The sequence below is a fragment of the Acidovorax sp. SUPP2825 genome, assembly GCF_030158995.1.
Lineage (GTDB): Bacteria > Pseudomonadota > Gammaproteobacteria > Burkholderiales > Burkholderiaceae_C > Paracidovorax.
Genome location: NZ_BQXK01000016.1, coordinates 64,612 through 87,904 on the forward strand (window position 1 = coordinate 64,612; position 23,293 = coordinate 87,904).

Annotated in this window: 25 protein-coding genes; 18 read left to right on the top strand and 7 right to left on the bottom strand. The window is 69.6% G+C overall.

All coding sequences use genetic code 11. From position 1 onward, the window contains the following. Nucleotides 1-18 precede the first annotated feature (18 nt). Complete coding sequence (locus AVAK2825_RS18670) at nucleotides 19-543, top strand: EF-hand domain-containing protein (protein ID WP_284401648.1); 525 nt, start codon at nucleotides 19-21, stop codon at nucleotides 541-543. A 20-nt stretch (nucleotides 544-563) separates the two neighbouring features. Further along, on the top strand, nucleotides 564-1,379 hold the full coding sequence (locus AVAK2825_RS18675) for a DUF4198 domain-containing protein (RefSeq protein WP_284401650.1): 816 nt from the start codon (nucleotides 564-566) through the stop codon (nucleotides 1,377-1,379). Nucleotides 1,380-1,390: 11 nt separating this feature from the next. Here AVAK2825_RS18675 and AVAK2825_RS18680 read toward each other — a convergent pair whose 3' ends face one another. Further along, entirely contained in the window at nucleotides 1,391-2,782 is a 1,392-nt protein-coding gene (locus AVAK2825_RS18680; RefSeq protein WP_284401652.1) for an aminopeptidase P N-terminal domain-containing protein, read from the bottom strand. 144 nt (nucleotides 2,783-2,926) lie between these two features. On the opposite strand from AVAK2825_RS18680, the gene AVAK2825_RS18685 reads away from it, so the two are divergent. Beyond that, nucleotides 2,927-3,676, top strand: a complete 750-nt coding sequence (locus AVAK2825_RS18685) for a hypothetical protein (protein WP_284401654.1) — start codon at nucleotides 2,927-2,929, stop codon at nucleotides 3,674-3,676. A 33-nt stretch (nucleotides 3,677-3,709) separates the two neighbouring features. Here the strand turns inward: AVAK2825_RS18685 and AVAK2825_RS18690 are convergent, their stop codons facing one another. Together AVAK2825_RS18690 and speD are read right to left on the bottom strand one after the other, a co-directional pair. Then, nucleotides 3,710-4,495: a nucleotidyltransferase family protein gene (locus AVAK2825_RS18690; RefSeq protein WP_284401657.1), complete on the bottom strand. Its 786-nt coding sequence runs from the start codon at nucleotides 4,493-4,495 to the stop codon at nucleotides 3,710-3,712. After that, nucleotides 4,492-4,884 (bottom strand): adenosylmethionine decarboxylase, encoded by a 393-nt coding sequence (speD, locus tag AVAK2825_RS18695; protein ID WP_284401659.1) that lies wholly within the window; start codon nucleotides 4,882-4,884, stop codon nucleotides 4,492-4,494. Before speD ends, AVAK2825_RS18690 begins: the two co-directional genes overlap by 4 nt. Before the next feature lie 104 nt (nucleotides 4,885-4,988). On the opposite strand from speD, the gene tkt reads away from it, so the two are divergent. The 6 genes from tkt (at nucleotide 4,989) to AVAK2825_RS18725 (ending at nucleotide 11,301) form a co-directional block, all read left to right on the top strand. After that, nucleotides 4,989-7,040, top strand: coding sequence for a transketolase (gene tkt, locus AVAK2825_RS18700; RefSeq protein ID WP_284401661.1), 2,052 nt, complete (start codon nucleotides 4,989-4,991; stop codon nucleotides 7,038-7,040). A 77-nt stretch (nucleotides 7,041-7,117) separates the two neighbouring features. Continuing rightward, a complete protein-coding gene (locus AVAK2825_RS18705; protein WP_284401663.1) occupies nucleotides 7,118-7,579 on the top strand; it encodes a hypothetical protein in 462 nt (153 codons plus the stop codon). Between the two features lie 258 nt (nucleotides 7,580-7,837). Continuing rightward, nucleotides 7,838-8,839 (top strand): type I glyceraldehyde-3-phosphate dehydrogenase, encoded by a 1,002-nt coding sequence (gene gap / locus AVAK2825_RS18710; protein ID WP_272550521.1) that lies wholly within the window; start codon nucleotides 7,838-7,840, stop codon nucleotides 8,837-8,839. A 322-nt stretch (nucleotides 8,840-9,161) separates the two neighbouring features. Next, nucleotides 9,162-9,632 (top strand): DUF4398 domain-containing protein, encoded by a 471-nt coding sequence (locus tag AVAK2825_RS18715; RefSeq protein WP_272566695.1) that lies wholly within the window; start codon nucleotides 9,162-9,164, stop codon nucleotides 9,630-9,632. Nucleotides 9,633-9,728: 96 nt separating this feature from the next. Beyond that, nucleotides 9,729-10,631, top strand: coding sequence for an OmpA family protein (locus tag AVAK2825_RS18720; RefSeq protein ID WP_284401668.1), 903 nt, complete (start codon nucleotides 9,729-9,731; stop codon nucleotides 10,629-10,631). Between the two features lie 112 nt (nucleotides 10,632-10,743). Continuing rightward, entirely contained in the window at nucleotides 10,744-11,301 is a 558-nt protein-coding gene (locus tag AVAK2825_RS18725) for a DUF924 family protein (protein WP_284401672.1), read from the top strand. A gap of 33 nt (nucleotides 11,302-11,334) precedes the next feature. On the opposite strand, the gene AVAK2825_RS18730 is transcribed toward AVAK2825_RS18725, so the two are convergent. Together AVAK2825_RS18730 and AVAK2825_RS18735 are read right to left on the bottom strand one after the other, a co-directional pair. Continuing rightward, entirely contained in the window at nucleotides 11,335-11,742 is a 408-nt protein-coding gene (locus tag AVAK2825_RS18730; protein ID WP_284401674.1) for a YciI family protein, read from the bottom strand. Nucleotides 11,743-11,764: 22 nt separating this feature from the next. Next, the gene (locus AVAK2825_RS18735) at nucleotides 11,765-12,178 is read right to left on the bottom strand and encodes a VOC family protein (RefSeq protein ID WP_284401676.1); all 414 of its coding nucleotides are present in this window, start codon (nucleotides 12,176-12,178) and stop codon (nucleotides 11,765-11,767) included. Between the two features lie 90 nt (nucleotides 12,179-12,268). Between AVAK2825_RS18735 and AVAK2825_RS18740 the strand changes: the two genes are divergently transcribed. The 3 genes from AVAK2825_RS18740 (at nucleotide 12,269) to AVAK2825_RS18750 (ending at nucleotide 15,336) form a co-directional block, all read left to right on the top strand. Then, entirely contained in the window at nucleotides 12,269-12,943 is a 675-nt protein-coding gene (locus AVAK2825_RS18740) for a TetR/AcrR family transcriptional regulator (protein ID WP_284401678.1), read from the top strand. Nucleotides 12,944-13,081: 138 nt separating this feature from the next. After that, the gene (locus AVAK2825_RS18745) at nucleotides 13,082-14,401 is read left to right on the top strand and encodes a putative DNA modification/repair radical SAM protein (RefSeq protein ID WP_284401680.1); all 1,320 of its coding nucleotides are present in this window, start codon (nucleotides 13,082-13,084) and stop codon (nucleotides 14,399-14,401) included. Then, nucleotides 14,401-15,336 carry a TIGR03915 family putative DNA repair protein gene (locus tag AVAK2825_RS18750; protein ID WP_284401681.1) on the top strand — a complete coding sequence of 312 codons (936 nt, stop codon included), beginning with the start codon at nucleotides 14,401-14,403 and terminating at the stop codon, nucleotides 15,334-15,336. Before AVAK2825_RS18745 ends, AVAK2825_RS18750 begins: the two co-directional genes overlap by 1 nt. A 78-nt stretch (nucleotides 15,337-15,414) precedes the next feature. On the opposite strand, the gene AVAK2825_RS18755 is transcribed toward AVAK2825_RS18750, so the two are convergent. Next, a complete protein-coding gene (locus AVAK2825_RS18755; RefSeq protein WP_272566686.1) occupies nucleotides 15,415-15,762 on the bottom strand; it encodes an HPF/RaiA family ribosome-associated protein in 348 nt (115 codons plus the stop codon). 289 nt (nucleotides 15,763-16,051) lie between these two features. Between AVAK2825_RS18755 and AVAK2825_RS18760 the strand changes: the two genes are divergently transcribed. The 6 genes from AVAK2825_RS18760 to AVAK2825_RS18785 all read left to right on the top strand — a co-directional run bounded on the left by AVAK2825_RS18760 (nucleotide 16,052) and on the right by AVAK2825_RS18785 (nucleotide 22,694). Further along, entirely contained in the window at nucleotides 16,052-16,924 is an 873-nt protein-coding gene (locus tag AVAK2825_RS18760) for a gamma-glutamyl-gamma-aminobutyrate hydrolase family protein (RefSeq protein WP_272566685.1), read from the top strand. A gap of 260 nt (nucleotides 16,925-17,184) precedes the next feature. After that, nucleotides 17,185-17,826: a Csu type fimbrial protein gene (locus AVAK2825_RS18765; protein WP_284401683.1), complete on the top strand. Its 642-nt coding sequence runs from the start codon at nucleotides 17,185-17,187 to the stop codon at nucleotides 17,824-17,826. A gap of 45 nt (nucleotides 17,827-17,871) precedes the next feature. Next, nucleotides 17,872-18,495 carry a Csu type fimbrial protein gene (locus AVAK2825_RS18770; protein ID WP_284401684.1) on the top strand — a complete coding sequence of 208 codons (624 nt, stop codon included), beginning with the start codon at nucleotides 17,872-17,874 and terminating at the stop codon, nucleotides 18,493-18,495. Further along, nucleotides 18,495-19,334 carry a fimbrial biogenesis chaperone gene (locus tag AVAK2825_RS18775; protein WP_284401749.1) on the top strand — a complete coding sequence of 280 codons (840 nt, stop codon included), beginning with the start codon at nucleotides 18,495-18,497 and terminating at the stop codon, nucleotides 19,332-19,334. Before AVAK2825_RS18770 ends, AVAK2825_RS18775 begins: the two co-directional genes overlap by 1 nt. Then, nucleotides 19,321-21,693, top strand: coding sequence for a fimbria/pilus outer membrane usher protein (locus AVAK2825_RS18780; protein WP_284401687.1), 2,373 nt, complete (start codon nucleotides 19,321-19,323; stop codon nucleotides 21,691-21,693). The genes AVAK2825_RS18775 and AVAK2825_RS18780 overlap by 14 nt, the downstream gene beginning before the upstream one ends. After that, nucleotides 21,690-22,694, top strand: coding sequence for a Csu type fimbrial protein (locus AVAK2825_RS18785; protein ID WP_284401689.1), 1,005 nt, complete (start codon nucleotides 21,690-21,692; stop codon nucleotides 22,692-22,694). The genes AVAK2825_RS18780 and AVAK2825_RS18785 overlap by 4 nt, the downstream gene beginning before the upstream one ends. Nucleotides 22,695-22,793: 99 nt before the next feature. Here AVAK2825_RS18785 and AVAK2825_RS18790 read toward each other — a convergent pair whose 3' ends face one another. Beyond that, entirely contained in the window at nucleotides 22,794-23,264 is a 471-nt protein-coding gene (locus tag AVAK2825_RS18790) for an FKBP-type peptidyl-prolyl cis-trans isomerase (protein WP_284401691.1), read from the bottom strand. Nucleotides 23,265-23,293 lie beyond the last annotated feature (29 nt).

Here is a 23,293-nt window from a genome sequence, read left to right on the forward strand (position 1 = left end):
TTCCACAGGAGTCTTCCCATGCCACACCCACTGTCCCTCGTTTCCCACCGCCCTCGCGCCATCCGCCGGGCCGGCATCGCCACCGCCGCCAGCGTGGCGGCACTACTCGCGGCCTGCGCGGCCCCATCGGCCCCTGCCGGCGACGGCCCGGCGCGGCCGGCAGGCGGCCACGGCAATGCCGCCTTCATCGGTGGCTACGACGCCAACCAGGACGGCCAGGTCACCCGCGCCGAATACGACGCGGTGCGCAAGCAGCGCTTCACGGCTGCCGACACCAACCGGGACGGCTGGCTCAGCGAAGCCGAATACGTGGCCGAGTTCGAGGGCCGCCTGCAGCAGCAGTACGCCGCCCAGAAGCGCCAGCCCGACGCGGCCCATGCCGCGTCGATCAAGCAGGCCCATGTGCGCTTCGGCATCCTGGACAAGAACAAGGATGGCCGCCTGACCGAGGACGAAGAACTCGCCATCGCCGACCGGACCTTCCAGGGCGCGGACACCAACGGCGACGGCGTGGTGAATGCCGCCGATGCCAAGAAGCCCTGAGGCCGCCATCCATGCCTGCCATGCACACCGCCCGCCTCTTGCCGTGGCTGCGGCGCACCGGCCTGGCGCTGGCCCTGGGCCTTTGCGGCCTGGCCCGCGCCCACACGCCCTACCTGCTGCCTGCGCGCTTCGACATCGAGCCCGGCTCCACCGTCAGCGTGGACGCCGGCTTCACCGAGAAGTTCTTCCTGCCCGACGTGGCGTTCGGCGATACGCGCTTTGCCATCACTACGCCCGATGGTGGCACGCTGCCGTTCGGCGACGTGCGCCAGTTCAAGACGCGCACCGTGGCCGAGCAGAAGCTGCCCGGCGCCAAGGGCACGTACCGGCTGAGCACCGGTCCGCGCCTGGGCGCGATCTTCCGCAGCTGGGAGCAAGGCGGCAAGGTCGAGGTGGCACGCGACCCCGCCACGCCGATGCCGCCCGGCGCCAGGCTGCTGAGCCACTACCAGTCGCTATCCATCTCCGAGGCCTATGTGACCGCGGGAACCCCCACGCGGGCCGCGTTGGCAGGCTCGGGCAAGGGGCTGGAGATCGTGCCCGCCACGCACCCGAGCGATCTGTTCGCCAAGGAAGCCTTCGACTTCGCCGTACAGTTCGACGGTCAGCCGCTGGCCGGGCAGAAAGTGGACCTCTACCGCTCGGCGATGGACCTCGCCAGCCAGCACAGCGCCGAGAGCGTGAAGACCGATGCGCAAGGCCGCATCCACTACGTGCCGCCACAGCCCGGCGTGTACCTGGCCCTGGTGCGCCACCGTGCGCCCGCGCCGCAAGGCGCGGCGGCCCCCATGTACGGCCACAACTACACGCTGACCTTCCGGGTGCTGGCCCCGTAGCGCGGGGGGCGTCAGCCCCGCATCAACGCCTCGATCTCGTCCGCCTTCACCGGCACGCCGCGCGTGATCAGCTCGCAGCCGCCGTCAGTGACGATGGCGTCGTCCTCGATGCGGATGCCCAGGTGATGGAAGGCCTCGGGCACGCCCGGCGCCGGGCGCACGTACAGGCCCGGCTCGATCGTCAGCACCATGCCGGGCCGCAGGATGCGGCTGGGGCGGTTGGCGATGGTCTCGCCCGAGAGCGGGTCCTTGCGTTCGCTGACCTGCCCGATCTCGGACGGCTCCACGTAGCTGCCGCAGTCGTGCACGTCCATGCCCAGCCAGTGGCCGGTGCGGTGCATGTAAAACTGGAAGTAGGCGCGGCTGTCGATCACGTCCTGCGCCGTGCCCACCGTGTTCCTGTCGAGCAGGCCCAGGTCCAGCATGCCCTGCGCCAGCACGGCCACCGTGGCGTCGTGCGGGTCGTTGAAGCGGGCGCCGGCCTTCGTCGCCGCGATGGCCGCGTCCTGGCTGGCCAGCACCAGGTCGTACAGCGCGCGCTGTGGCCCGGTGAAGCGGCCGTTGGCGGGAAAGGTGCGCGTGATGTCGCTGGCGTAGCCGTCGAGTTCGCAGCCCGCATCGATCAGCACCAGTTCGCCGTCGCGCACCGGGGCGGCGTCGGCGCGGTAGTGCAGCACGCAGGCATTCGCGCCGGCGGCGACGATGGAGTTGTAGGCCGGGCACTGCGAGCCGGCTTCGCGGAAGGCGTGCAGCAGTTCGGCGTCCAGGTGGTACTCCCGCACGTCCTCGCCCGCGCGCAGCATGCGCGCGCTGCGCTGCATGGCGCGGATGTGGGCCTGGGCGCTGATGGCCGATGCGCGGCGCATGGTGTCCTGCTCGTGCGCGTCCTTCACCAGCCGCATTTCGTCGAGCAACGTGCACAGGTCGTCCTGCTGCGCCGGGCACAGCGCGCCGTAGCGCACCCGTGCGCGCACCTGGTTCAGCCAGCCCTCCACGCGCGCGGCCAGGCCCGTGTGGATGGCGAACGGGTACCAGACCCGGGTGCGGTTTTCGAGCAGGCGGGGCAGTTGCGACTCCAGCACGGCGGCCGAGTGCGCGGCGTCCACGCCCAGCGTGCCCACGGCGGCCTCGGGGCCCAGGCGGTAGCCGTCCCAGATCTCGCGCTCCAGATCCTTGGGCTGGCAAAACAGCGTGCTCTGGCCCTGCGCCGTGATCACCAGGCAGGCGCCCGGCTCGGTGAAGCCGGTGAGGTAGTAGAAGTAGCTGTCGTGCCGATACAGGAAGTCGCTGTCGCGGTTGCGCGGGCGCTCCGGGGCGGTGGGCACGATGGCGATGCCGCCTTCGCCGAGCATCGAAGCAAGGCGGGCGCGGCGCTGGGCGTAGAGGGAGTTCTGTGGGCTCATGCAGGCATTCTCAGGGCATCGGCCGGGGGGAATTTGCAATTCCACTGGGCAAATTACATTTCGAATCACTGCAGGCGCGCGTAGTCCCAGCGGTGCCCGCAAAGCGTTCGAGAATGGCGGGCTCCCCCCTCTTCTGGATCGCGCATGTCCGGTTTCGCCCCGCTGCAGTTCATTTTGACGACCTTCCTGCCGCTGCTGGGCCTGGGGTTGACGGTGGCCCTGCTGGGCTACGGCGCCTATGCCCTGTGGGTCGATGTGCCGCAAAAGCTGGTGCTGTCGCGCCGGGCCCTGCTGGTGCTGTGCGGCGTGGCGCTGCTGTGCAACGCATGGTTGGGGCTGCGCCTGTACCTGTCGCACAGCGAGCGGCAGGAATGGAAGGACGGCGCCGTGCACCGCGCCAGCCGCGAGCGCTTTGCGCTGGCGCAGGATTTCCAGTACGGAGAGTTGCTGATCCCGGCCGGCAGCCTGGTCAACCGCCAGGACCCGTTCGACAAGGGCGAGCCTTCGCGTCCCGTGGCGCTGCATGGGCTGGAAGCGGTGCGGTTTTCGCAGCCGGTGCTGGTGGCCGGGGTGTGGGCCAGCGCGCTGCAGATCAACCCGCTGCGCGTGGAGCTGGCGCAGGACCAGCGCATCGGCCCACTCTACCGCTACGACGCGGCCAGCCAGGGCTGGGTGGCCAACAAACTGGTGCCCGCGCTGGCCTGCAAGAAGGGCCAGATGGCCGTGTTCCAGGTGCCGCACATTCCCTACGACGTGCCGGCGGAAGTGGGCAAGCCGCCACCGGACGGCCCCGCCGCGCGCTTTCTGCCCAGCCAATGGCTGTTCCGCAACTGCGAGGCGGCGCCGCCCATTGCCGTGCAGCCGGCAAACAGCGGCACCGCACCGGCCCAGTGATCGCAAGGGGCCGAAAAAGGCCGCCCCAAGGCCTCAGCGGTTGAGCTGCGCCAGCCGCTGCGGCGTGCCCACGTCGGTCCAGCGGCCGGTGTAGAGCGATGCGGTGACGCGGCCCGCGTCCATGGCCCGGCGCAGCAGCGGTGCCAGCGCGGCGCTGGTTCCCGTCGGATTGCCGGCAGGCACATCGCACCAGGGCGCGCCGAACAACTCCGCCCGCAGCAGCGCGAAGGTGCTGTAGGTGTAGCGCGGTGCAGTGCTGTCGGCCGGCAGGTTCAGCGCCAGTCCCGTGTCCGACCGGCCGAAGTCCCCGCGCGGGTGGTGCTCCGGGTTGGGCACCAGCCACAGGTGGGCCAGCGCGGTGCTGGCGGCAAAGCGCTGCGCGGCATCGGCCGCGAACACGAAATCGGGCGCGAACACGTCGCCCGCCGCCAGCCAGAAGACGGGCCCCAACTGCGGCAGCGCCCGTGCGATGCCGCCGGCGGTCTCCAGCGCACCACCGAAGTCGCGGCCTTCGTGCGAGTATGAAATCGATAGCAGGCTGCCGGCGGATTCATTGCCCTGGAGGCCGAAACGGTCTCCGAACCGCTCGCTGATCTGCTCGCCCAGCCACGCCGTGTTGATGACGGCGCGTGGCACGCCCGCCTGGGCCAGCGCACGCAGGTGCCACTCCAGCAGCGGCACGCCCTGCACCGCCAGCAGCGGCTTCGGGCACGCATCGGTCAACGGGCGCATGCGCTCGCCGCGGCCTGCGGCCAGCAACATGGCGAGCACCTGCGCGCCCCCCTGGGCCGACGATGGGGTCTGCACGGCCGCGGTCATGCCGCAACGCCCTGGGCCACCGTGCCGCGCTGCAGCGCATGCCGCTGCGCCCGGGCCGGCTCGAACAAGGCCAGCAGCGCGGCCATCAGCGACTCGGCCTTGGCCGAATGGTCACCACCGAAATTGCACACGTAAACATCCAGCGTGACCGCGCCCAGTTCGGGCCAAGTGTGCACGCACAGGTGCGACTCGGCCAGCAGCAGCGTGGCCGTCACGCCGCCCGGCCCCTGCGCGGTGGCCGGGAAGGTGTGGAACAGCTGGCCCACGGCCTGCAGCCCGGCCGCCTGCACGGCGCCGGCGCAGGCGCGGCCCAGCGCGGCAGCATCGGTCAGCCAGTGCGGCGCGCAGCGGCATTGCTGGAGATCGGCGGTGAGGTGCAGGCCTTGCATGGGGCTGCACTGTAGTGCATCGGGACCCGGGTACGGAGCCCCGGGAGCCGCCCCGGTAAAATGCCGGGTTTTCCCCCCACCGCCCCCTTCCGGAGCCGCCCCTGATGGCCAATTCTCAACAAATGGCGAATGCGATCCGCGCACTCGCAATGGATGCAGTTCAACAGGCCAATTCCGGCCATCCCGGCGCCCCGATGGGCATGGCCGACATGGCCGTCGCGCTGTGGGGCCGCCATCTGCGGCACAACCCCGCCAACCCGCACTGGCTGGACCGCGACCGCTTCGTGCTGTCCAACGGCCACGGCTCCATGCTGCTGTACGCGCTGCTGCACCTCACGGGCTACGACTTGGCCCTGGAGGAGCTGAAGAACTTCCGCCAGCTGCACAGCAAGACGGCCGGCCACCCCGAATACGGCATCACGCCCGGCGTCGAGACGACCACCGGCCCCCTGGGCCAGGGCATCACCAACGCCGTGGGCTTCGCGCTGGCCGAGAAGCTGCTCGCCAAGGAATTCAACCGCGACGGCCATGCCGTGGTGGACCACCACACCTACGTCTTCCTGGGCGACGGCTGCCTGATGGAAGGCATCAGCCAGGAAGCGCTGTCGCTGGCCGGCGCCTGGAAACTCAACAAGCTCATCGCGCTGTACGACGACAACGGCATCAGCATCGACGGCCAGGTCGCCCCCTGGTTCGTGGACGACACCCCGGCCCGCCTGCGCGCCTGTGGCTGGAACGTGATCGGCCCCGTGGACGGCCACGACGTCGAGGCCGTGGCGGCCGCAGTGCAAAGCGCCAAGACCTCCACCGACAAGCCCACGCTCATCGTCTGCAAGACCGCCATCGGCAAGGGCTCGCCCAACCGCGCGAACACCTCCAAGGCCCACGGCGAGCCCCTGGGCGCCGACGAGATCACGCTCACGCGCAACGCCATCGGCTGGAGCCACGTGCCCTTCGAGATCCCGGCCGAGGTCTATGCCGACTGGAGCGCCAGGGACACCGGCGCCCAGGCTGAAGCCGAATGGCAGCAGCGCTTCGACGCCTATGCCGCCGCCTTCCCCGAACTGGCCGCCGAGTTCACCCGCCGCATGGTCGGCGACCTGCCCAAGCACTTCGCGCAGACCGCCGTGGACACCGTGGTCGGCATGCACACCAAGGGCGAGACCGTGGCCAGCCGCAAGGCCAGCCAGCTGGCCCTGGAAGCCTTCACCGCGCAACTGCCCGAGCTGCTGGGCGGCAGCGCCGACCTGACCGGCTCCAACCTCACCAACACCAAGAGCACGCCGGCCCTGCGCTTCGACGAACACGGCGACGTGCAGCAGGTGGAAGTGAACGTGGGCGCCGAGACGGTGCGCGTCGGCGGGCGCCACATCAACTACGGCGTGCGCGAATTCGGCATGGCCGCGATCATGAACGGCATCGCCCTGCACGGCGGCTTCATCCCCTACGGCGGCACCTTCCTCACGTTCAGCGACTACAGCCGCAACGCCATCCGCATGGCCGCGCTGATGAAGCTGCGCGTGGTGCACGTGTTCACCCACGACTCCATCGGCCTGGGCGAAGACGGCCCGACCCACCAGTCGATCGAGCACGCCGCCAGCCTGCGCCTCATCCCGAACCTGGACGTGTGGCGCCCGGGCGATACGACCGAAACCGCCGTCGCCTGGAGCGTGGCCCTGTCCAACCGCACCCAGCCCACGGCCCTGCTGCTGTCGCGCCAGAACATCGCCTATGCCCCCAAGCGCGACCTGGGCGACATCAGCCGCGGTGCGTACGTGCTGTCCGAGCCGGCCGATGTGGGCATCAAGAAGAAGGCCCAGGCCGTCATCATCGCCACGGGCTCGGAAGTGCAACTGGCGCTCAAGGCGCAGCAACTGCTGGCCACGCGCAAGATCGCCGTGCGCGTGGTGTCCATGCCCAGCACGACGACCTTCGACCGCGAAGACACCAAGTACAAGCAATCCGTGCTGCCCGCCGGCATCCCCCGCATCGCGGTGGAGATGGGCGTGACGGACGGCTGGTGGAAATACGGCTGCGCCGCCGTGGTCGGCATCGACACCTTCGGCGAATCGGCCCCGGCGCCGGTGCTGTTCAAGCACTTCGGCTTCACGGAAGAGAACGTGGCCGATACGGTGCAGACAGTGCTCAAACGCTAATCGTTGGCCGGTATGGCAGCAGCTCCATTCATCATAGGAACGGCGCATTATTCATTCAAGTTTGCTTGATGGATTAAATGAAGTACGGTAAACGAGCAAAAATTCTTTTTTGCAGCGTACTTTGTTTGATACCTGCCTATGCACTGTTCTTGATTTTTGCTTGGTCTGCTTTTGACGTTGCAGATGTAAGCCGGAATTCGGCGATGTACCACTTCGCAGTTCCGGCGCATCTTCGTTCTGTGGATCTAGTATTGGAATGCAGAAGTCCTTCATATCGTTGGAAAGGCTGGGATGGAGCCGGTGTTCCATTTAGCTCCTTGAATTACGGCAGTTCAGCGTCAACTGCAGACCTCTTCAAAATCTACCGCTCAAAATTTATGCAGCAGTCGTGTCGAACTGAGATTTTGACCCTACCAGCCGAATCCGAGCAGTTGCTGCGCATGGGCTGTACGAACGAGGATTTTTTGGAAGTTAAGATTTTTGTCACTGAAAAAGGTGGATGCAATAACGTCACTGTTGATTTTCTAGATAACGACTAAATCAACTGAAAGTGAATTTACCGAGCGCATCGCTTTTTTGAAATGGAAATAAATTTCAATTAAAAATTACGTTATTGGATAATTTTTGTCACGCGTAATTACCGGCATCAGAAAACATCTGAGTTGCACGTCGTTGCATGCCCGAATTGCCCGATAGATGAAGTCCAAGAAAAAAGAACGCTTTTTATCAATAACGTCCTGGGTGGCGCTTGATATCTGGTCCACGATATTTTTAACTTTTCTACTAAGGAAAATTTCATGACGATCAAGATTGGCATCAATGGCTTCGGCCGCATCGGCCGCATGGTGTTCCGCGCCGCCGTGCAGAACTTCTCCGACATCGAGGTCGTCGGCATCAACGACCTGCTGGAGCCCGACTACCTGGCGTACATGCTCCAATACGACTCGGTGCATGGCCGCTTCAAGGGCACCATCGCGGTGGAGGGGAACACCCTGGTCGTCAACGGCAAGAAGATCCGCCTCACGCAGGAACGCGACCCTGCGCAGCTCAAGTGGAACGAGGTCGGCGCGGACGTCGTGATCGAGGCCACGGGCCTGTTCCTGACCAAGGAGACGGCGCAAAAGCACATCGACGCGGGCGCGAAGAAGGTCATCCTGTCGGCACCGTCCAAGGACGACACGCCGATGTTCGTGCATGGCGTGAACTGCAATTCCTACGCCGGCCAGCCCATCATCTCCAACGCCTCGTGCACCACCAACTGCCTGGCCCCCGTGGCCAAGGTGCTGAACGACAAGTGGGGCATCAAGCGCGGCCTGATGACCACCGTGCACGCCGCCACCGCGACGCAAAAGACCGTGGACGGCCCGTCCAACAAGGACTGGCGCGGCGGCCGCGGCATCCTGGAAAACATCATTCCCAGCTCCACCGGCGCAGCCAAGGCCGTGGGCGTGGTGATCCCCGCGCTCAACAAGAAGCTGACCGGCATGTCGTTCCGCGTGCCCACCTCCGACGTGTCGGTGGTGGACCTGACCGTCGAGCTGGAAAAGCCCGCCACGTACGCCGAGATCTGCGCGGAAATGAAGTCGCAGTCGGAAGGCGCGCTCAAGGGCATCCTGGGCTACACCGAAGACAAGGTGGTGGCCACGGACTTCCGCGGCGAAAGCTGCACCAGCGTGTTCGATGCCGATGCCGGCATCGCCCTCGACGACACCTTCGTGAAGATCGTGTCCTGGTACGACAACGAATGGGGCTACTCCAACAAGTGCCTGGACATGGTGCGCGTGGTGTCTTCCCGCTGAGATAGCAGCGCCCGCTTGCCGGACCATCGGAACGCGCCTTCGGGCGCGTTTTTCTTTGGGCAAACGGTTTCGAGCCGATACCCGCCGCTTTGCCACGACCCATCGGCATGGACCTGGATCGCATCGGCAGGAACGCGCTCGCAACCGTTGCTTTCGGATGCATTGCTCACGTTTCGTCGGACATTGCCCACGCGGCCTGCTGCGATGGGCCTACGCCGGGCGGCAGGCCCAGCCCGAACAATCGGAACCCTGTCGCCAGGGGCAACCCATCACCGGGACCCGCCCCGAAGCGCCATTCCATCCCTGTCCGGAGAAAAACACCATGCCGACCTTCACCTTGATCCGAACTGCCACTGCCGTGCTGGCGCTGGGCGCGCTTGCCGCCTGCTCCTCCACCCCCAAACCCACCGAGCAGATGGCCGTGAGCCGCACTGCCGTGGACCGCGCGACCACCGCGCCCAAGGTGGCCGCCAACGCCCCCGTGGAACTGCAGAGCGCCCGTGACAAGTGGACCCAGGCACAGCAGGCACTGGACAGCAAGGACTACACGCGCGCGCGCCGCCTGGCCGCCGAAGCGGAAGCCGACGCCCGCGTGGCCGAGACGAAAGCCGAAGCCACGGACAACGCCGCCACGCTGCAGCAGGTCAAGACCAGCATCCAGTCGCTGCAGGACGAAATCACCCGCCGCGCGCCGCCCGTCCCCGGTGCCATGCCACCGCCCCCTCCCGCGCCAGTGCCCATGGCCGCCCCCATGCCTGCACCCATGCCCGGTGCCGTGCCTCCGGCCCGCTGAGGCGCCGGGCCTTCGGGCCCGCCTTCCTGACCGGCCGCCGACATCCACGCGCCACCGCGGCGCGGCCGCCCATCCCCCGATTTGAAGGACACCACCATGCAGTCATCCAACCTCCGCCGCACCTCTACCCTGGCCGCTGCCCTGCTCGCCGCCGGCCTGCTGGCCGCCTGCGCGTCGCCCGGCCCCCTGCCGGCCGTGGAGCAGGCCCGCTCCGCCGTGAACCGCGCCGCCACCGATCCGGCCGTGAACCAATACGCCCAGCTCGAACTGAAGGCCGCCACCGACACGCTGGCCCGCGCCGACCATGTGCTGCGCGACGAGAAGGACGAGTCCGAAGCCAACCACCTGGCCTACCTGGCCACGCAGCGCGCCGCCATCGCCACCAACACGGCCCAGGCCCGCCGCCTGGACGCCGAGATCAAGCAGGCCGGCAGCGAGACCGACCGCCTGCGCCTGGAAGCGCGCACCCGCGAGGCCGAAGCCTCGGCCCGCAATGCGCAGGTCGCCCAGGCCCGAGCCATGACAGCCGAGCAACTCGCCGCGCAGCAGCAGGCGCAAGCCCGGGCCGCGCAGGACCGCGTGCGCCAGCTCGAAGCGCAGCTGCGCGAGATCGAAGGCCAGCAGACCGAGCGCGGCCTGCTGGTCACGCTGGGCGATGTGCTGTTCGCCTTCAACAAGGCCGACCTGTCGGCCCAGGCCGGTCCGCGCCTGGACAAGCTGGCCAACTTCCTCAAGCAGTTCCCCGAGCGCAAACTGCTGATCGAGGGCTACACCGACAGCGTGGGCTCGGACAGCTACAACCAGGAACTGTCGGAGCGCCGCGCCCAGGCCGTGCGTGACGCGCTGGTGCAGCGCGGCGTGGACACCAGCCGCATCACGGCACGCGGTTACGGCAAGTCCTACCCCGTGGCCGAGAACGGCTCGCCCGAAGGCCGTGCGATGAACCGCCGCGTCGAGATCGTGATCGCCGACGCGCAGGGCAACCTCAAGGGCCGTTAAAGTCCAGCGACCCGCGGGCGCGCCACCGCCTGCACCGACCGCCGCCGTTTCCCTGCATCTGCCGGGCACGGCGGCTTTCTTTCGTCCCCCACCCTTCTGGATCCGATCCGCCATGCACCCCGACTTGCCCGATGCCGCACGCCATGTGCTGACCTTCTGGTTCGAGGAAACCACGCCCCAGCAATGGTTCGCCAAGGACGCGGCGTTCGACGCCGCCATTCGCGAACGCTTCGCCCGCCTGCACCACGAGGCGGCGCAAGCCGAGCTATGGGACTGGCGCGCCACGCCGCAGGGCCGGCTGGCGGAGGTGATCGTGCTGGACCAGTTCTCCCGCAACCTGCACCGCGACAGCGCCCAGGCATTCGCGCACGACGGCATGGCCCTGGTGCTCGCGCAGGAGGCGGTGGCGGCCCAGGCCGACGCCGCCTTGCCGCCCGCGTGGCGCGCGTTTCTCTACATGCCTTACATGCACAGCGAGTCCGCGGCGGTGCAGGCGCGATCGGTCGCGCTGTTCACGCAGCTCGGCAATGCCAACAACCTGCACTTCGCGGTGCGTCACCGGGACATCGTGGTGCGCTTCGGCCGCTTTCCGCACCGCAACACCGTGCTGGGCCGCCCCTCGACGCCGCAGGAGACGGCCTTCCTGCAGGAGCCCGGCAGCGCGTTCTGAGGGGCGCTGTTGCGGGGCACGCCTCTGCGCCCTTCAGCGCCCCTGCATTTCGGTGAAGCCCTTGGCGGCCTCCTGCACATCGGGCGGGAAGTCCGACATCTCCTGGATCTGCCGCACCTCGATGGTTTCGTTGCCCGACGCCGGGCAGCGCGAGGCCCACGCGATCGCCTCCTCCCGGGAGGCCACCTCGATGATCCAGAACCCGCCCAACACCTCGGCCACGCCGGGAAACGGCCCGGGCTGCACCTTGGGCGTACCGCCTTCGAAGGTGATGCGCACGCCCGCCGACGGCGGGTGCAGGCCTTCCAGCGACCGCAGCACGCCGGCGGCCTGCAGGCTTTCGTTGTAGGCCATCATGGCCGCGACGGCGTCGGCCTCGGGCACGGTGCCGGGCGCGGCGGATTCGTAGCCGTGGGGAATCATCAAGAGCATGAATCGCATGGCAGGGCCTCCGGGGCAGGGGTCAGGACTCGGTGGGGGGAATGGCGCCGGGCTCCATGAACATGACCTCCCACAGGTGCCCGTCCGGATCCTCGAAGCCGTGCTGGTACATGAAGCCGTGGTCCTGCGCCGCGCGCGGCGCCTTGCCGCCGGCAGCGATGGCCTGGCGCACGATCTCGTCCACGGCCGCCCGGCTGTCGCGCGACAGGCAGATCAACACCTCGGTGGTGCGGTGCGCGTCGCTCACGGGCTTGTCGGTGAAGGTCTGGAGGAACGGCTGGGTGAGCAGCATGACGAAGCTGTGCTCGCCCACGATCATGCAGGTGGCCTTGTCGCTGGTGAAGCGCGGATCGAAGCGAAAACCCAGCGCGGTGAAGAACGCGACGGACCGCGGCAGGTCCTGGACGGGCAGGTTCACGAACATCTGGGTGGCCATGGACATCTCCAAAAAAAAGGACGGGGCTTGTGTACGCCGTTCACAAACCTTAGCAGACACAATGGACAGCGTCCACATCGACAAACCCGCATGACCGAACCCGCCTCGCAGGCCCCGAACCCGCCCCCAAAAGCCACGCCGCCGCGCCAGACCTACCGCCACGGGGATTTGCGCCGCGCCCTGTTGGACGCGGGCGTGGCGCTGGCACGCGAGGGCGGCCCGCAGGCCGTGGTGCTGCGCGAGGCCACGCGCCGGGCGGGCGTGGCGCCCAACGCGGCCTACCGCCACTTCGCCAATCGCCAGGACCTGCTGGAGGCCGTGCGCGCCGTCGCGCTGGCCCGCGTGGCGCGGGCCATGGAAGCCGAGCTGGCCGCCATCCCCGCCGGCCTGGCGCTGCCCGATCAAGCCCGGCGCAGCCTGCGCGCGGTGGGCACCGGCTACCTGCGCTTCGCGCGCGAGGAGACGGGTCTGTTCCATGCCGCCTTCGCCGCTTCGGGCGACATCGGCCCCGAGACGCCGCACCATACCGACAAGGGCGGCGCGACCGGGCTCGACCCGTTCCAGCTGCTGGGCGCCGCGCTGGACCGCATGGTGACGGGCGGCGTGCTGCCTGCCGAGCGGCGGCCCGGGGCGGAGTTCCTGGCCTGGTCGGCGGTGCACGGCCTGGCCCTGCTGGTGATCGACGGCCCCCTGGGCCGCGCGGTGGGGCCGCAGATGGACCGCGTGGCCCAGCGACTCCTGGACATGGTGGAAAAAGGCCTGTGATCGGCAGGCCTTTCCAGCCTGCAGGGTTCATGGCCCCATCGGCCTCCAGCGCATATGTTGCTAGGGCATAGCGCTATATTTTTAGTAGCACAGCAGATTTCCATTGCGGCCCGCCGCACATCACTGTAAATTCATACAGTGATTCTCGACGCCAAACTCGCCATCCTCGCCGACGCCGCCAAGTACGACGCCTCGTGCGCCTCCAGCGGCGCGGCGCCACGCAACTCCGTGGGCGGGCGCGGCATCGGCTCCACCGAGGGCTCGGGCATCTGCCACAGCTACGCGCCGGACGGGCGCTGCATCTCGCTGCTCAAAATCCTGCTCACCAACTTCTGCCTGTACGACTGCCTGTACTGCGTGAACCGCGTGAGCAGCAACGTGCAGCGCGCGCGGTTCACGGTGCAGGAGGTGGTGGACCTCACGCTCGACTTCTACCGGCGCAACTGCATCGAGGGGCTGTTCTTGTCCAGCGGCATCATCCAGAGCCCCGACTACACCATGGAGCTGGTGGTGGAGGTGGCCCGCGTGCTGCGCGAGGAGCACGACTTTCGCGGCTACATCCACCTCAAGACCATTCCCGATGCCTCGCTGGAGCTGATGCAGCGCGCCGGCCGCTACGCCGACCGCCTGAGCATCAACGTGGAGCTGCCCACACCGCAGGGCCTGGCGGCGCTGGCGCCCGAGAAGGACGGCGCCGCCATCCGCCGCTCGATGGCGCGCATGGCCGGGCACATCGCCGATGCCCGGCAGGCCCGGCGCGAGCAGCAGGGCGCCGCGCAGGTCGTCTCGCTGCCCGGGCGCACGCGGCGGGCCGCCGCGCCGCATTTCGCCCCGGGGGGCCAGAGCACGCAGATGATCGTGGGCGCGGACGCGGCGGATGACCGCACCATCCTGGCCACGAGCGCGCAGCTGTACGGCGGCTTTCGCCTGCGGCGCGTGTACTACTCGGCGTTCAGCCCCATTCCGGACGCCTCGCGCGCGCTGCCGCTGGCCGCCCCGCCCATGGTGCGCGAGCACCGGCTGTACCAGGCCGACTGGCTGATGCGCTTTTACGGCTTCGCGCACGAGGAGATCGTGCCCGCGCGCCAGGGCGGCATGCTGTCGCTGGACATGGACCCCAAGCTCGCCTGGGCCATCGCGCACCCGGAGCGCTTCCCGGTCAACCTCAACACCGCCCCGCGCGAGATGCTGCTGCGCGTGCCCGGTCTGGGCGTGGGCTCGGTGGACCGGCTGCTGGCCTCGCGCCGGGTGCGGCGCGTGCGGCATGCCGACCTGTCGCGGCTGCGCGTGCCGCTCAAGAAGGTTCTGCCATTCGTCGAGACGGTGGACCATCGGCCGGGGCGCCTGCTCGATTCGGTGCACCTGCCGGCGTTCTTCGCCACGCCAGCACGGCCGGTCCCGCTGGCGGGCGCACCCGCCGCCCCCGCGCCGCCCGTGCAGGCCTCACTGTTCGGCTGATGGACGACGCCACCACCACAGCCACCAATGCGGTCACCACCGTGACCCTGGGCCACGCCACCGACTGGGCGGGCTTTCGCGCGGCGGCGCGCACGCTGCTGCAAGGCGGCCGCCCGCCACAGCAGGTGCAGTGGTTCACGGCCGCGGACGCGGCGGGCGACCTGTTCGCCGAGGGGTCCGGGGAGGCCGGCCCGGCGGCAGCGGACGATGCCGCGCGCGCGCCGGTCGCATCCCTTTCGCCCGATGCACCGCCGCCCGCCTCCCCGCTGCGGGTGCCACGCGAGTTCCTGCAGCGGTGCGAGCGCGTGGTGCTGCACCGCGACCCGGGCCGCTTCGCGCTGATGTACCGGCTGCTGTGGCGGCTCGCGCACGAGCCGGGCCTGCGCCACGACCCGCTGGACCCCGACCGCCTGCGGCTGCAGCACCTGGACCGCGCCGTGAAGCGCGACATGCACAAGATGCGCGCCTTCGTGCGATTCCGGCCCGTGCCCGAGCCCGACGGCGGCACGCTGCACATCGCCTGGTTCGAGCCGGACCACTGGATCACCGAGGCCAACGCGCCGTTCTTCGCGCGCCGCTTCACCCAGATGCGCTGGGCCATCCTCACGCCGGACGCCAGCGTGCGCTGGGACGGCCAGCGGCTGCACCAGGGCCCGGCGGCGCAGCGCAGCGACGCGCCGCCACCGGACGCGGGCGAGGCGCTGTGGCTCACCTACTACCGGAACATCTTCAACCCCGCGCGCCTGAAGCTGGACATGATGCGCAAGGAGATGCCCACGCGCTACTGGAAGAACCTGCCCGAGGCCACGCTGATCGGCGAACTCGCGCAGACGGCGCAGGCCCGCAGCACGCGCATGGTGGAGGCGCCCGGCACCGTGCCGCGCCGGCGCATCGCGGCAGGCACCGGCCGCGCCGCCGCCAGGCCTGCGGAATAAAAAAGCCCCGCGAAAGCGGGGCCGTGGCGGTTCAGAGCCCGGAGGGCCGGGGCCCGCACAGGCCCGGCCCTGCCGGACTCACTCGGTCGCGGTGCGGATGGTCTCGCGGCCGTGGCGGTCCTTGAGGCGGCCCAGGTCGGTGTCGAGGGCGCGGGCCGCCTTTTCGACCGCGCTGGTGAAGGCATCGGCCAGCTTGTCGGCGTCCGCGCTGGCGGCGACGGGCGGGCGGCCCGCCGCGCGGGCTTCCACCACGCAGCGCTTGTCGGCCGCGCCGGACTTGCCGGCATCCACATCGGACAGGAAGACCTCCACGCGGGTCAGGTGATCGCGAAAGCGTGCAAGCCGGCTGTTGGTCTCGTCATGGATCCACTGGGCCAGCGATTCGCCGCCCTGGATGTAGTCGTCGGTGTGCACCTGTACTTGCATAGCGTTGCTCCTTTTTTCCAATGGCGCCCGGCAGGGCCGGGCAAGACGAAAGGGCGGGACCGGCGCGTGGATGCCGCGTTCCGGCCACCACCCGGGGGCATCGTCGCACATCGCAGCACCGGGCCACCGCAACGCGCGGCGCCGCGGGACTGTCGGGCGGGCGCCCACGGCGGGAGCGGCCGGTTCCTACAGCCGGTGCCGGGGGCGGGTGTTACAACGTTCGGATGCCTTTTGCCCTGACCTGCGGCGCATCCATTCGCCGCCGATTCTCCTTCGCGGACCGCTGAGCATGTCCACTTCCAAGCGCCTCAAGATCGGCCTGTCCGCCTGCTTCTCCCACGCGGACCCCGCACGCTCGCTGTTCACCAACAAGACGCTGCAGTACGTGGAGCAGTCGATCGCCCACTGGATCATGTCCGCCGGCGCGATGGTGGTGATGGTGCCCTGCCCCACCGGCGAGACCGCGCGCGGCGACGTCACCCTGGCGCACTACGCGGACTGGCTCGATGGCGTGGTGATGCACGGGGGGTCCGACGTGTGGCCCGGCACCTATGGCGAGGTCCCGCTCAAGGACGCCTGGCTGGGCGACCGCATCCGCGACCTGTACGACCTGGCGGTGGTCGAAGCCTTCGAGCAGGCCGGCAAGCCCATCTTCGGCGTGTGCCGGGGTCTGCAGCTGATCAACGTGGCCTTCGGCGGCACGCTCTACCAGGACATCGAAACCCAGCACCCCGGCGCCCAGCAGCACCGCAACGCGGTGACTTACGACCAACATTTCCACGAGGTGGAATTGGTGCCCGGCACCCGGCTGTCGCAGATGTATCCGAGCCAGCAGCGCGTGGTGGTCAACAGCATCCACCACCAGGGCATCAAGAACCTCGCGCCGGGCTTCGAGATCGAGGCCTGGAGCCATCCCGACGGCGTGCCGGAGGCGATCCGGCGGCGCCCGCAGCGCGGGCGCGGCTACATCGCCGCCACCCAGTGGCACCCGGAATTCTTCAAGCCCGGCTCGTCGCAGACCATGGACGACGCCCCCATCCTGGAGGACTTTCTGGCGGCCTGTTCGCGCTCCAAAGTGCGTCCGTTGCCGGGCCACAGCCCCTTCCAGATCCGGGATCGTGCCGCCCGACTGCTCCGGCAGGCCCTTTTACTGCGCCGCTGAGAGGCGCGCGCTACCTCAACCGTAGCTATCAAAAACGATAGCAAACCCGCCAGACAGTGCAGCGCAGGGGCCTCTGTTTCGCGTTGCAGCAATCAATGCGGGGCTTTCCGGCAAATTGTTTCCATTTGTTAACAACACGAAGGCCTACCGTGTAAATGTGCAATAACTGTGTCCGGAGACAGTGCAGCTTGGAGAGCTGCAAGACGACGTAGACCACTGTCCCATCGAAATTTTCTTCCTGCAACGAATAGGGGAAAGCGATGCAAACGAGACCGTCAGCCGCAGGCGCCACGCCGCGCGAAACCCACACCGACCCGTCCCCCAGACTGCCGTTGCGCGCGATGCCTGCCGCGGTGGCCTTGTCCTGCCTGGCCCTCGTGGCCGGGCCCGGCACCGCGGCGGCGGACACCCTCACCGGCAACCTGCAGGCGACCATGCGCATCAGCACGGGCTGCGTCATCTCGGGCAGTTCGGGCGGGCAGTCCGGCGTGAGCTTCGGTACGCTGGACTTCGGCACCCAGCCCGCGACGTTCTCCGGCACCGTGAGCGCGGCCCCCACGGGCGGCGCCGGCGGTGCGGGCACCACGCAGATCCTGTGCTCGCCCGAGATCACCGTCATCAGCGTGACGGTGGGCGGCGGGCTGCATGCCGGCCAGGGCGCCGGGGTGGGCGTGGGCACGCGGGCGATGAACTCAGCGTCGGCCTACATCCCCTACGAGGTGTACCAGGACGCGAGCCACACCACGCCCTACCCGCTCAACACGCCGGTGGCGAATGTCGCCATTCCCACGGCGGGCGCGGCGTTCAATTTGCCCATCTACGGGCAGGTCAACAAGACCGGCAGCCAGTCGCTGCCCTTCGGGGCCTACACCGACACGCTCGGGGTCACGCTGACGTTCTGACAGCTCGGCGGCCGGCCACGCGCCCGGCCCGCCCGGAGGAAATCCATGATGCAAGCCATCGGACGGCATGGGCCCATGCACGCCCTGGAAAGCCCTGCGCGCCGGTTCCGCAGGCCGCACGCCACCCCGGCGGGCGTGCGCAAAGCCGCCTCGGTGGCGGTGCTCGCGGCGTTGCCGGCGTGGGTCGCCGTGCCCGCCGAGGCCGCCACGCCCATCGCCACCACGGCCACGATTCCGGTGAGCGCGACCGTAGCGCGCGGCTGCCAGATCTCGGGCAGCGCGCAGACCACCGGGCTCTCGTTCGGCCTGCTCGATTTCGGCGTGCATTCGCCCGTGCGCACCGGCACCCACAGCGTCATGGCCACGGGCGGCTCCGGCACGCAGGCCCAGGTGCTGTGCACGCCGGGCACCACGCTGCGGGTGACGGTCGGCAGCGGCCTGCACGCCAGCGGCGCGCAGCGCCGGCTCTCCAACGGCTCGCAGTTCATTCCCTACGCGCTCACGCTGGTGGCGGCCGGCGCGCCGGTCCTGCTGCCCAACGTGGCGGCGGACATGGCGCTGGGCGCCACGCCCACGGCGCTCCCCATCCAGGCCACCGCGACGTTCCCGGGCTCCGGGCTCAGCGCCGGCACCTACACCGACACCGTGCAGGTGACCCTGTCGTGGTGATGCGGCACCGCTTCCTCGCGCTGGCCCTGGCCTGCCTCTGCGGCATCGGCCCGGGGAGCGCGCCGGCGCACGCGGCCACGCCGATCATGATCTGGCCTGTGGACCCGGTCATCACGGGCCCGCAGCGCGCGGTGGCGCTGTGGCTGGAAAACCGCGGCGCCGAGCCCGTGTCGATGCAGGTGCGGGTGTTCCAGTGGCGCCAGACCGACGGGCAAGACCGCTTCGAGGCGCAGCGCGAGGTGGTGGCCAGCCCGCCCATCAGCCAGATTCCGCCAGGCCAGCGCCAGATGGTGCGCCTGCTGTCCACGCAGCCAGTGCCGGCGCGCACCGAGCAGGCCTATCGCGTGCTGGTGGACGAACTGCCCGCCGCCACGCCCCCGCCGCCCCCGGACCCGCCCGCACCAACACCTCCCTCGGCCGGCGCATCGCGCACGCCGCAGGCGCTGCCCAGCGACGCGGCGGTGGCCGTGCGCCTGCAGATCCGCTATGCGATCCCGCTCTTCGTCTACGGGCCGGACACGCTGCCGCAGCGCCTGGCCGATGCGCGCTCGCTGGTCGACGGCACCGCGGTCGTCACACCCGAGCTGTCGTGGGCCCTCACGGGCGCAGGCCGTGCCAGCCAGGTCGTGGTGCACAACCACGGTGCGTCGCACGCGCGCATCACCTCCGTCGCCTGGGCGCGCGGCGGCAGCCCTGCGGCGCCGCCCAAGGACGTGCTGAACTACGTGCTGCCCCATGGCCAGATGCCGCTGGACCTGGCGCCGCCGCCCTCACCCGACCACGACCTGATGGTGACGGTCAACGGGCGCGAAGCCCAACTGCCCCGTGCATCGCAATGAACCGCGCCCCTCTCCGCTGCGCACCCGCATCGCCCGGTGGGGGGTGCTGGCGGCATGCCTGCCGCGCCTGCTCAGCGCCAGCGACTATCCGGTGCCGGACGCGCATGCCGGCGCCCCGGTCACCCTGTTCCTGGAGATCGTGGTCAACGGAAGGACCACCGGCGAAGTCGTCAAGGTGCAGCACAGCGGCCCCCACTACGAGATCGATGCGGAAACGCTGCGCGAGCTGTCCCTGCAGACCCCCGAGCCGGACGGCGCTCCCGTGGCCGTGGACACCCTGCCCGGCGTCTCGGCGCAGTACGACAGCCTGGGCCAGCGCCTGCTGCTGCAGGTGCCGCCCGAGTGGCTGCCGATGCAGGACCTGGCCGACCACAGCCGCACGCAGCTGCCGCTGGGCGGAGGCAGCGGCCTGCTGTTCAACTACGACGCCTACACCATGACCACGCAGGGCCGCACCACCTCGTCGGTCTGGTCCGAGGCCCGGTACTTCGGCGAGCCCGGCGTGGTGTCCAGCACCGGCATCCTGCGCCGCGGCACCACCGGCATGTCGACCGGCTTCGTGCGCTACGACACGCAGTGGACCCGGCCCGAGACGCAGGAGGCCACGCAGACCGTGTACGGCGACGTCATCACCGGCTCGCTGCAGTGGAGCACGCCGGTGCGGATGGGCGGCGTGCAGTGGTCGCGCAACTTCAGCATCCGGCCCGACCTGGTGACCTATCCGCTGCCCGCCTTTTCGGGCCAGGCGGCCGTGCCCTCGGCGGTGGACGTGTTCATCAACGGCTTTCGCGCGGCCAACCGGGCCGTCGCGCCGGGCCCGTTCACGCTGGGCGAGCTGCCCACGGTGAACGGCTCGGGCACGGCCTCGGTGGTGACCACCGATGCGCTGGGGCGGCAGGTGCTGACCTCGGTGCCGTTCTACGTCAACACGCAGCTGCTGCGCCCGGGCTGGACCGACTACTCGCTCTCGCTGGGGGCGCTGCGGCGCGCCTACGGCTTTCGCAGCCTGTCCTACGGCCGGCCTCTGGCCTCGGGCGTGTACCGCCAGGGCATCACCGAGGCGTTCACCCTGGAAACCCAGGCGCAGGCGGGCCGCAGGCTCGGCGTGGCCGGCGCGGGCGGGCTGCTGCGGCTGGGCCTGCTGGGGGTTGCCAATGCCTCCGTCACGCGGGGGCAGGCGCAGCGCGATCGCGGCGGCTGGCAACTCGGCCTGGGCTACCAGTTCCAGAGCACGGGCGGCGGCATTTCCATGCAGCAGCTGCAGCGCACGCCCGGCTACGGCGATGCCAGCACCTACGCCGACGACGGGTTTCAACTGCCGCGCCGCACGCGGCAGCTCGATGCCAGCCTGAACGTGGCGCGCGGCTCGTTCAGCGTGGGCTGGGTGGACCTGCAAAGCCGCGAGGGCCAGCGCAGCCGGCTGGCCTACGCCGGCTACAGCACGCCGCTCGGGGACCGCAGCTACCTGTCGTTCACCGCCGGGCGCACCCTGGAGACGGGCCAGACGCAGATGCGCCTGCAGCTCACCTACGTGCTCGGGCCGCAGTCGAGCGCGCAGACCGCCGTGGCCCGCTACGGCGACGGCACCACGCAGGCCCAGGCCAGCGTGCAGCGCACTGTGCCATCGGACGGCGGCTTCGGCTGGAACCTGGGCCACACCGTGGGCGGCCAGGCGAACCGCTACAGCCAGGCCTCGGCGCTCTACCGCGGCGACAGCATGACGGTGCAGGGCGGCGCCTACGGCATGGCCGGCCACGGCACGCGCTTCGCGGGCGCGGCCGGATCGATCGGGCTGATGGATGGCTACGCCTTCGCCTCCAACCGCATCAGCGACGGCTTCGCGCTGGTGTCCACGGACGGCATGGCGGACGTGCCAGTGCTCTTCAACCACCAGCGGGTCGGCCGCACCAACGCCCGCGGCTACCTGCTCGTGCCGGAGGTGCCGGCCTACTACGAAGGCCGCTACGAGATCGACCCGCTGTCGCTGCCGGCGGACGTGCACACCCCCAGCCTGGAAAAGCGCGTGGCGGTGGCGCGCGGCACCGGCACCCTGGTGCGGTTGCCGGTGATGCGCGTGCGCACCGCCACCATCACGCTGGTGGACGGCCGGGGCGCGCCGCTGCCGGCCGGCACCGCCGTGGTCCACGAGCAGGGCAACGTGCCCACGGTGGTGGGCTGGGACGGCGTGGTGTACCTCACCGCGCTGCAGGCCCGCAACACGCTGGTGGCCCGCCTGCCGGACGGAGAGGTGTGCCGCGGCGCATTCAGCGAACAGGCCTACGCCGGCACGCGCGATCTGCGCGTGGTCTGCCGCACGGGCGACGCGCCGGCCGACGCCGGCCCGGAGATGCAATCGTGACCCCGTCCGGCCGCCGGCCCTCTCCCCTCGCCGGGGTGGCGCGTACCGTGCGCCCCCTGCTCGCCCTGGCGGCCCTGGGGGCGGGCGCGCCGGCGTTCGCCGCCGTCTGCAGCTATGCGGAAACCGGCGCCTCGCTGGGCTCGGCGTCCTCATTCGCCGTGCGCGACGGCAGCCTGACCACACCGGGCAGCTTCTCCATCACCTGCGGCTCCGGGCTGCTGTCGCTGCTGTCCACCGACAGCGTGCTGCGGGCCACGCTCACCAGCGACAACGGCTTTTTGCTGCGCAACATCAGCGACAGCACCAAGGCCATCGGCTACCAGGCGGGCAACGGCAGCGGACTCACCTATTCGTCGGGCCTGCTGGTGATCAACGCCACCGGGGCCAACATCCTCACCCTGCTGCCCAACCGCAAGGCCACCGTGCCGTTGCAGATCGCCACGCTGAACGCCAACGTCCCGGCCGGCACCTACCGCGACACCCTGCGGCTGGCCTGGACCTACAACCTGTGCGACGGCGCGGGCCTGCTCGCCACCTGCCTGGGCACGGTGTATGCCGGCACGGCCACGCGCACCGTGACGGTGGAACTGCAGGTGAACAACGACTGCCTCATCACGCCCGGGGCCATCAACTTCGGCAGCGCCGCGCTGCCCACGGGCTTTGGCGAGGCCGCGTCGCAGGTGGCGATGGTGTGCACCACCGGCATGGTCTACACCGTGGGCCTGGGGCCGGGCAGCAACCCGAGCGGCGGGCGGCGCCAGATGGCCAACGGCAGCAACCGGCTGGCCTACGACATCTTCTTCGGCGCGGGCACCACGCCCTGGGGCACGACCGTCGGCTCCCGCGTGTCCAGCAGCCAGGCCACGTCCGGCCCGGCGGGCGGCATCGCCAACGGCACGGGGTCGCACGTGTTTCCGTACCGCGCCCGCGTGTACCCCGACCAGGTCGCGCCGGTGGAGGGCACCTACCTGGACAACGTGGTGGTGGACGTGCAGTTCTGAGCCGCCCCGCCCATCCATCCAGCCGAACAGGCCGCCAGCACAATCAACACTAGGGCATATTGCTATATTTTTAATAGTAAATGCCCGCCGATGCCCCGATCAGTGGTGGTGGCCGTGCCCGCCGTGCACGTGGCGGTGCACGACTTCTTCCGGCAACGCCGGCCGCACCTCGGTCACCTTGCAGGAAAAGCGCAGTGCCTGGCCGGCCAGCGGGTGGTTGCCGTCCAGATGCACCTCGGGGCCCTTGATCTTGACCACGTTGAACACGTGCTCGCGCCCGTCGTTGCCCGCGCCGCGCAGCTGGCCGCCCACCTTCACGCCGGGCGGAAACTCGCTCTTGGGGATGGTGCGCACCAGGCTCTCGTCGCGGTCGCCGAAGGCCTCGGCCGCGGTCAGGTCCAGCGTGGTGGCGAAGCCCGTGGCCTGGCCGTCCAGCACGGCCTCCACCTTCGGAAAAATGCCTTCGTAGCCACCGTGCAGGTACGCCATGTGGCCGGAATCGAGCGGCTTGCCCTGCGGCGTGGTGACCTTGTAGCTCAAGGTGACGGCGGTGTCTTTGGAGATGTTCATGGAGGGAGGGTCCGGACAGGTCGGTGGAT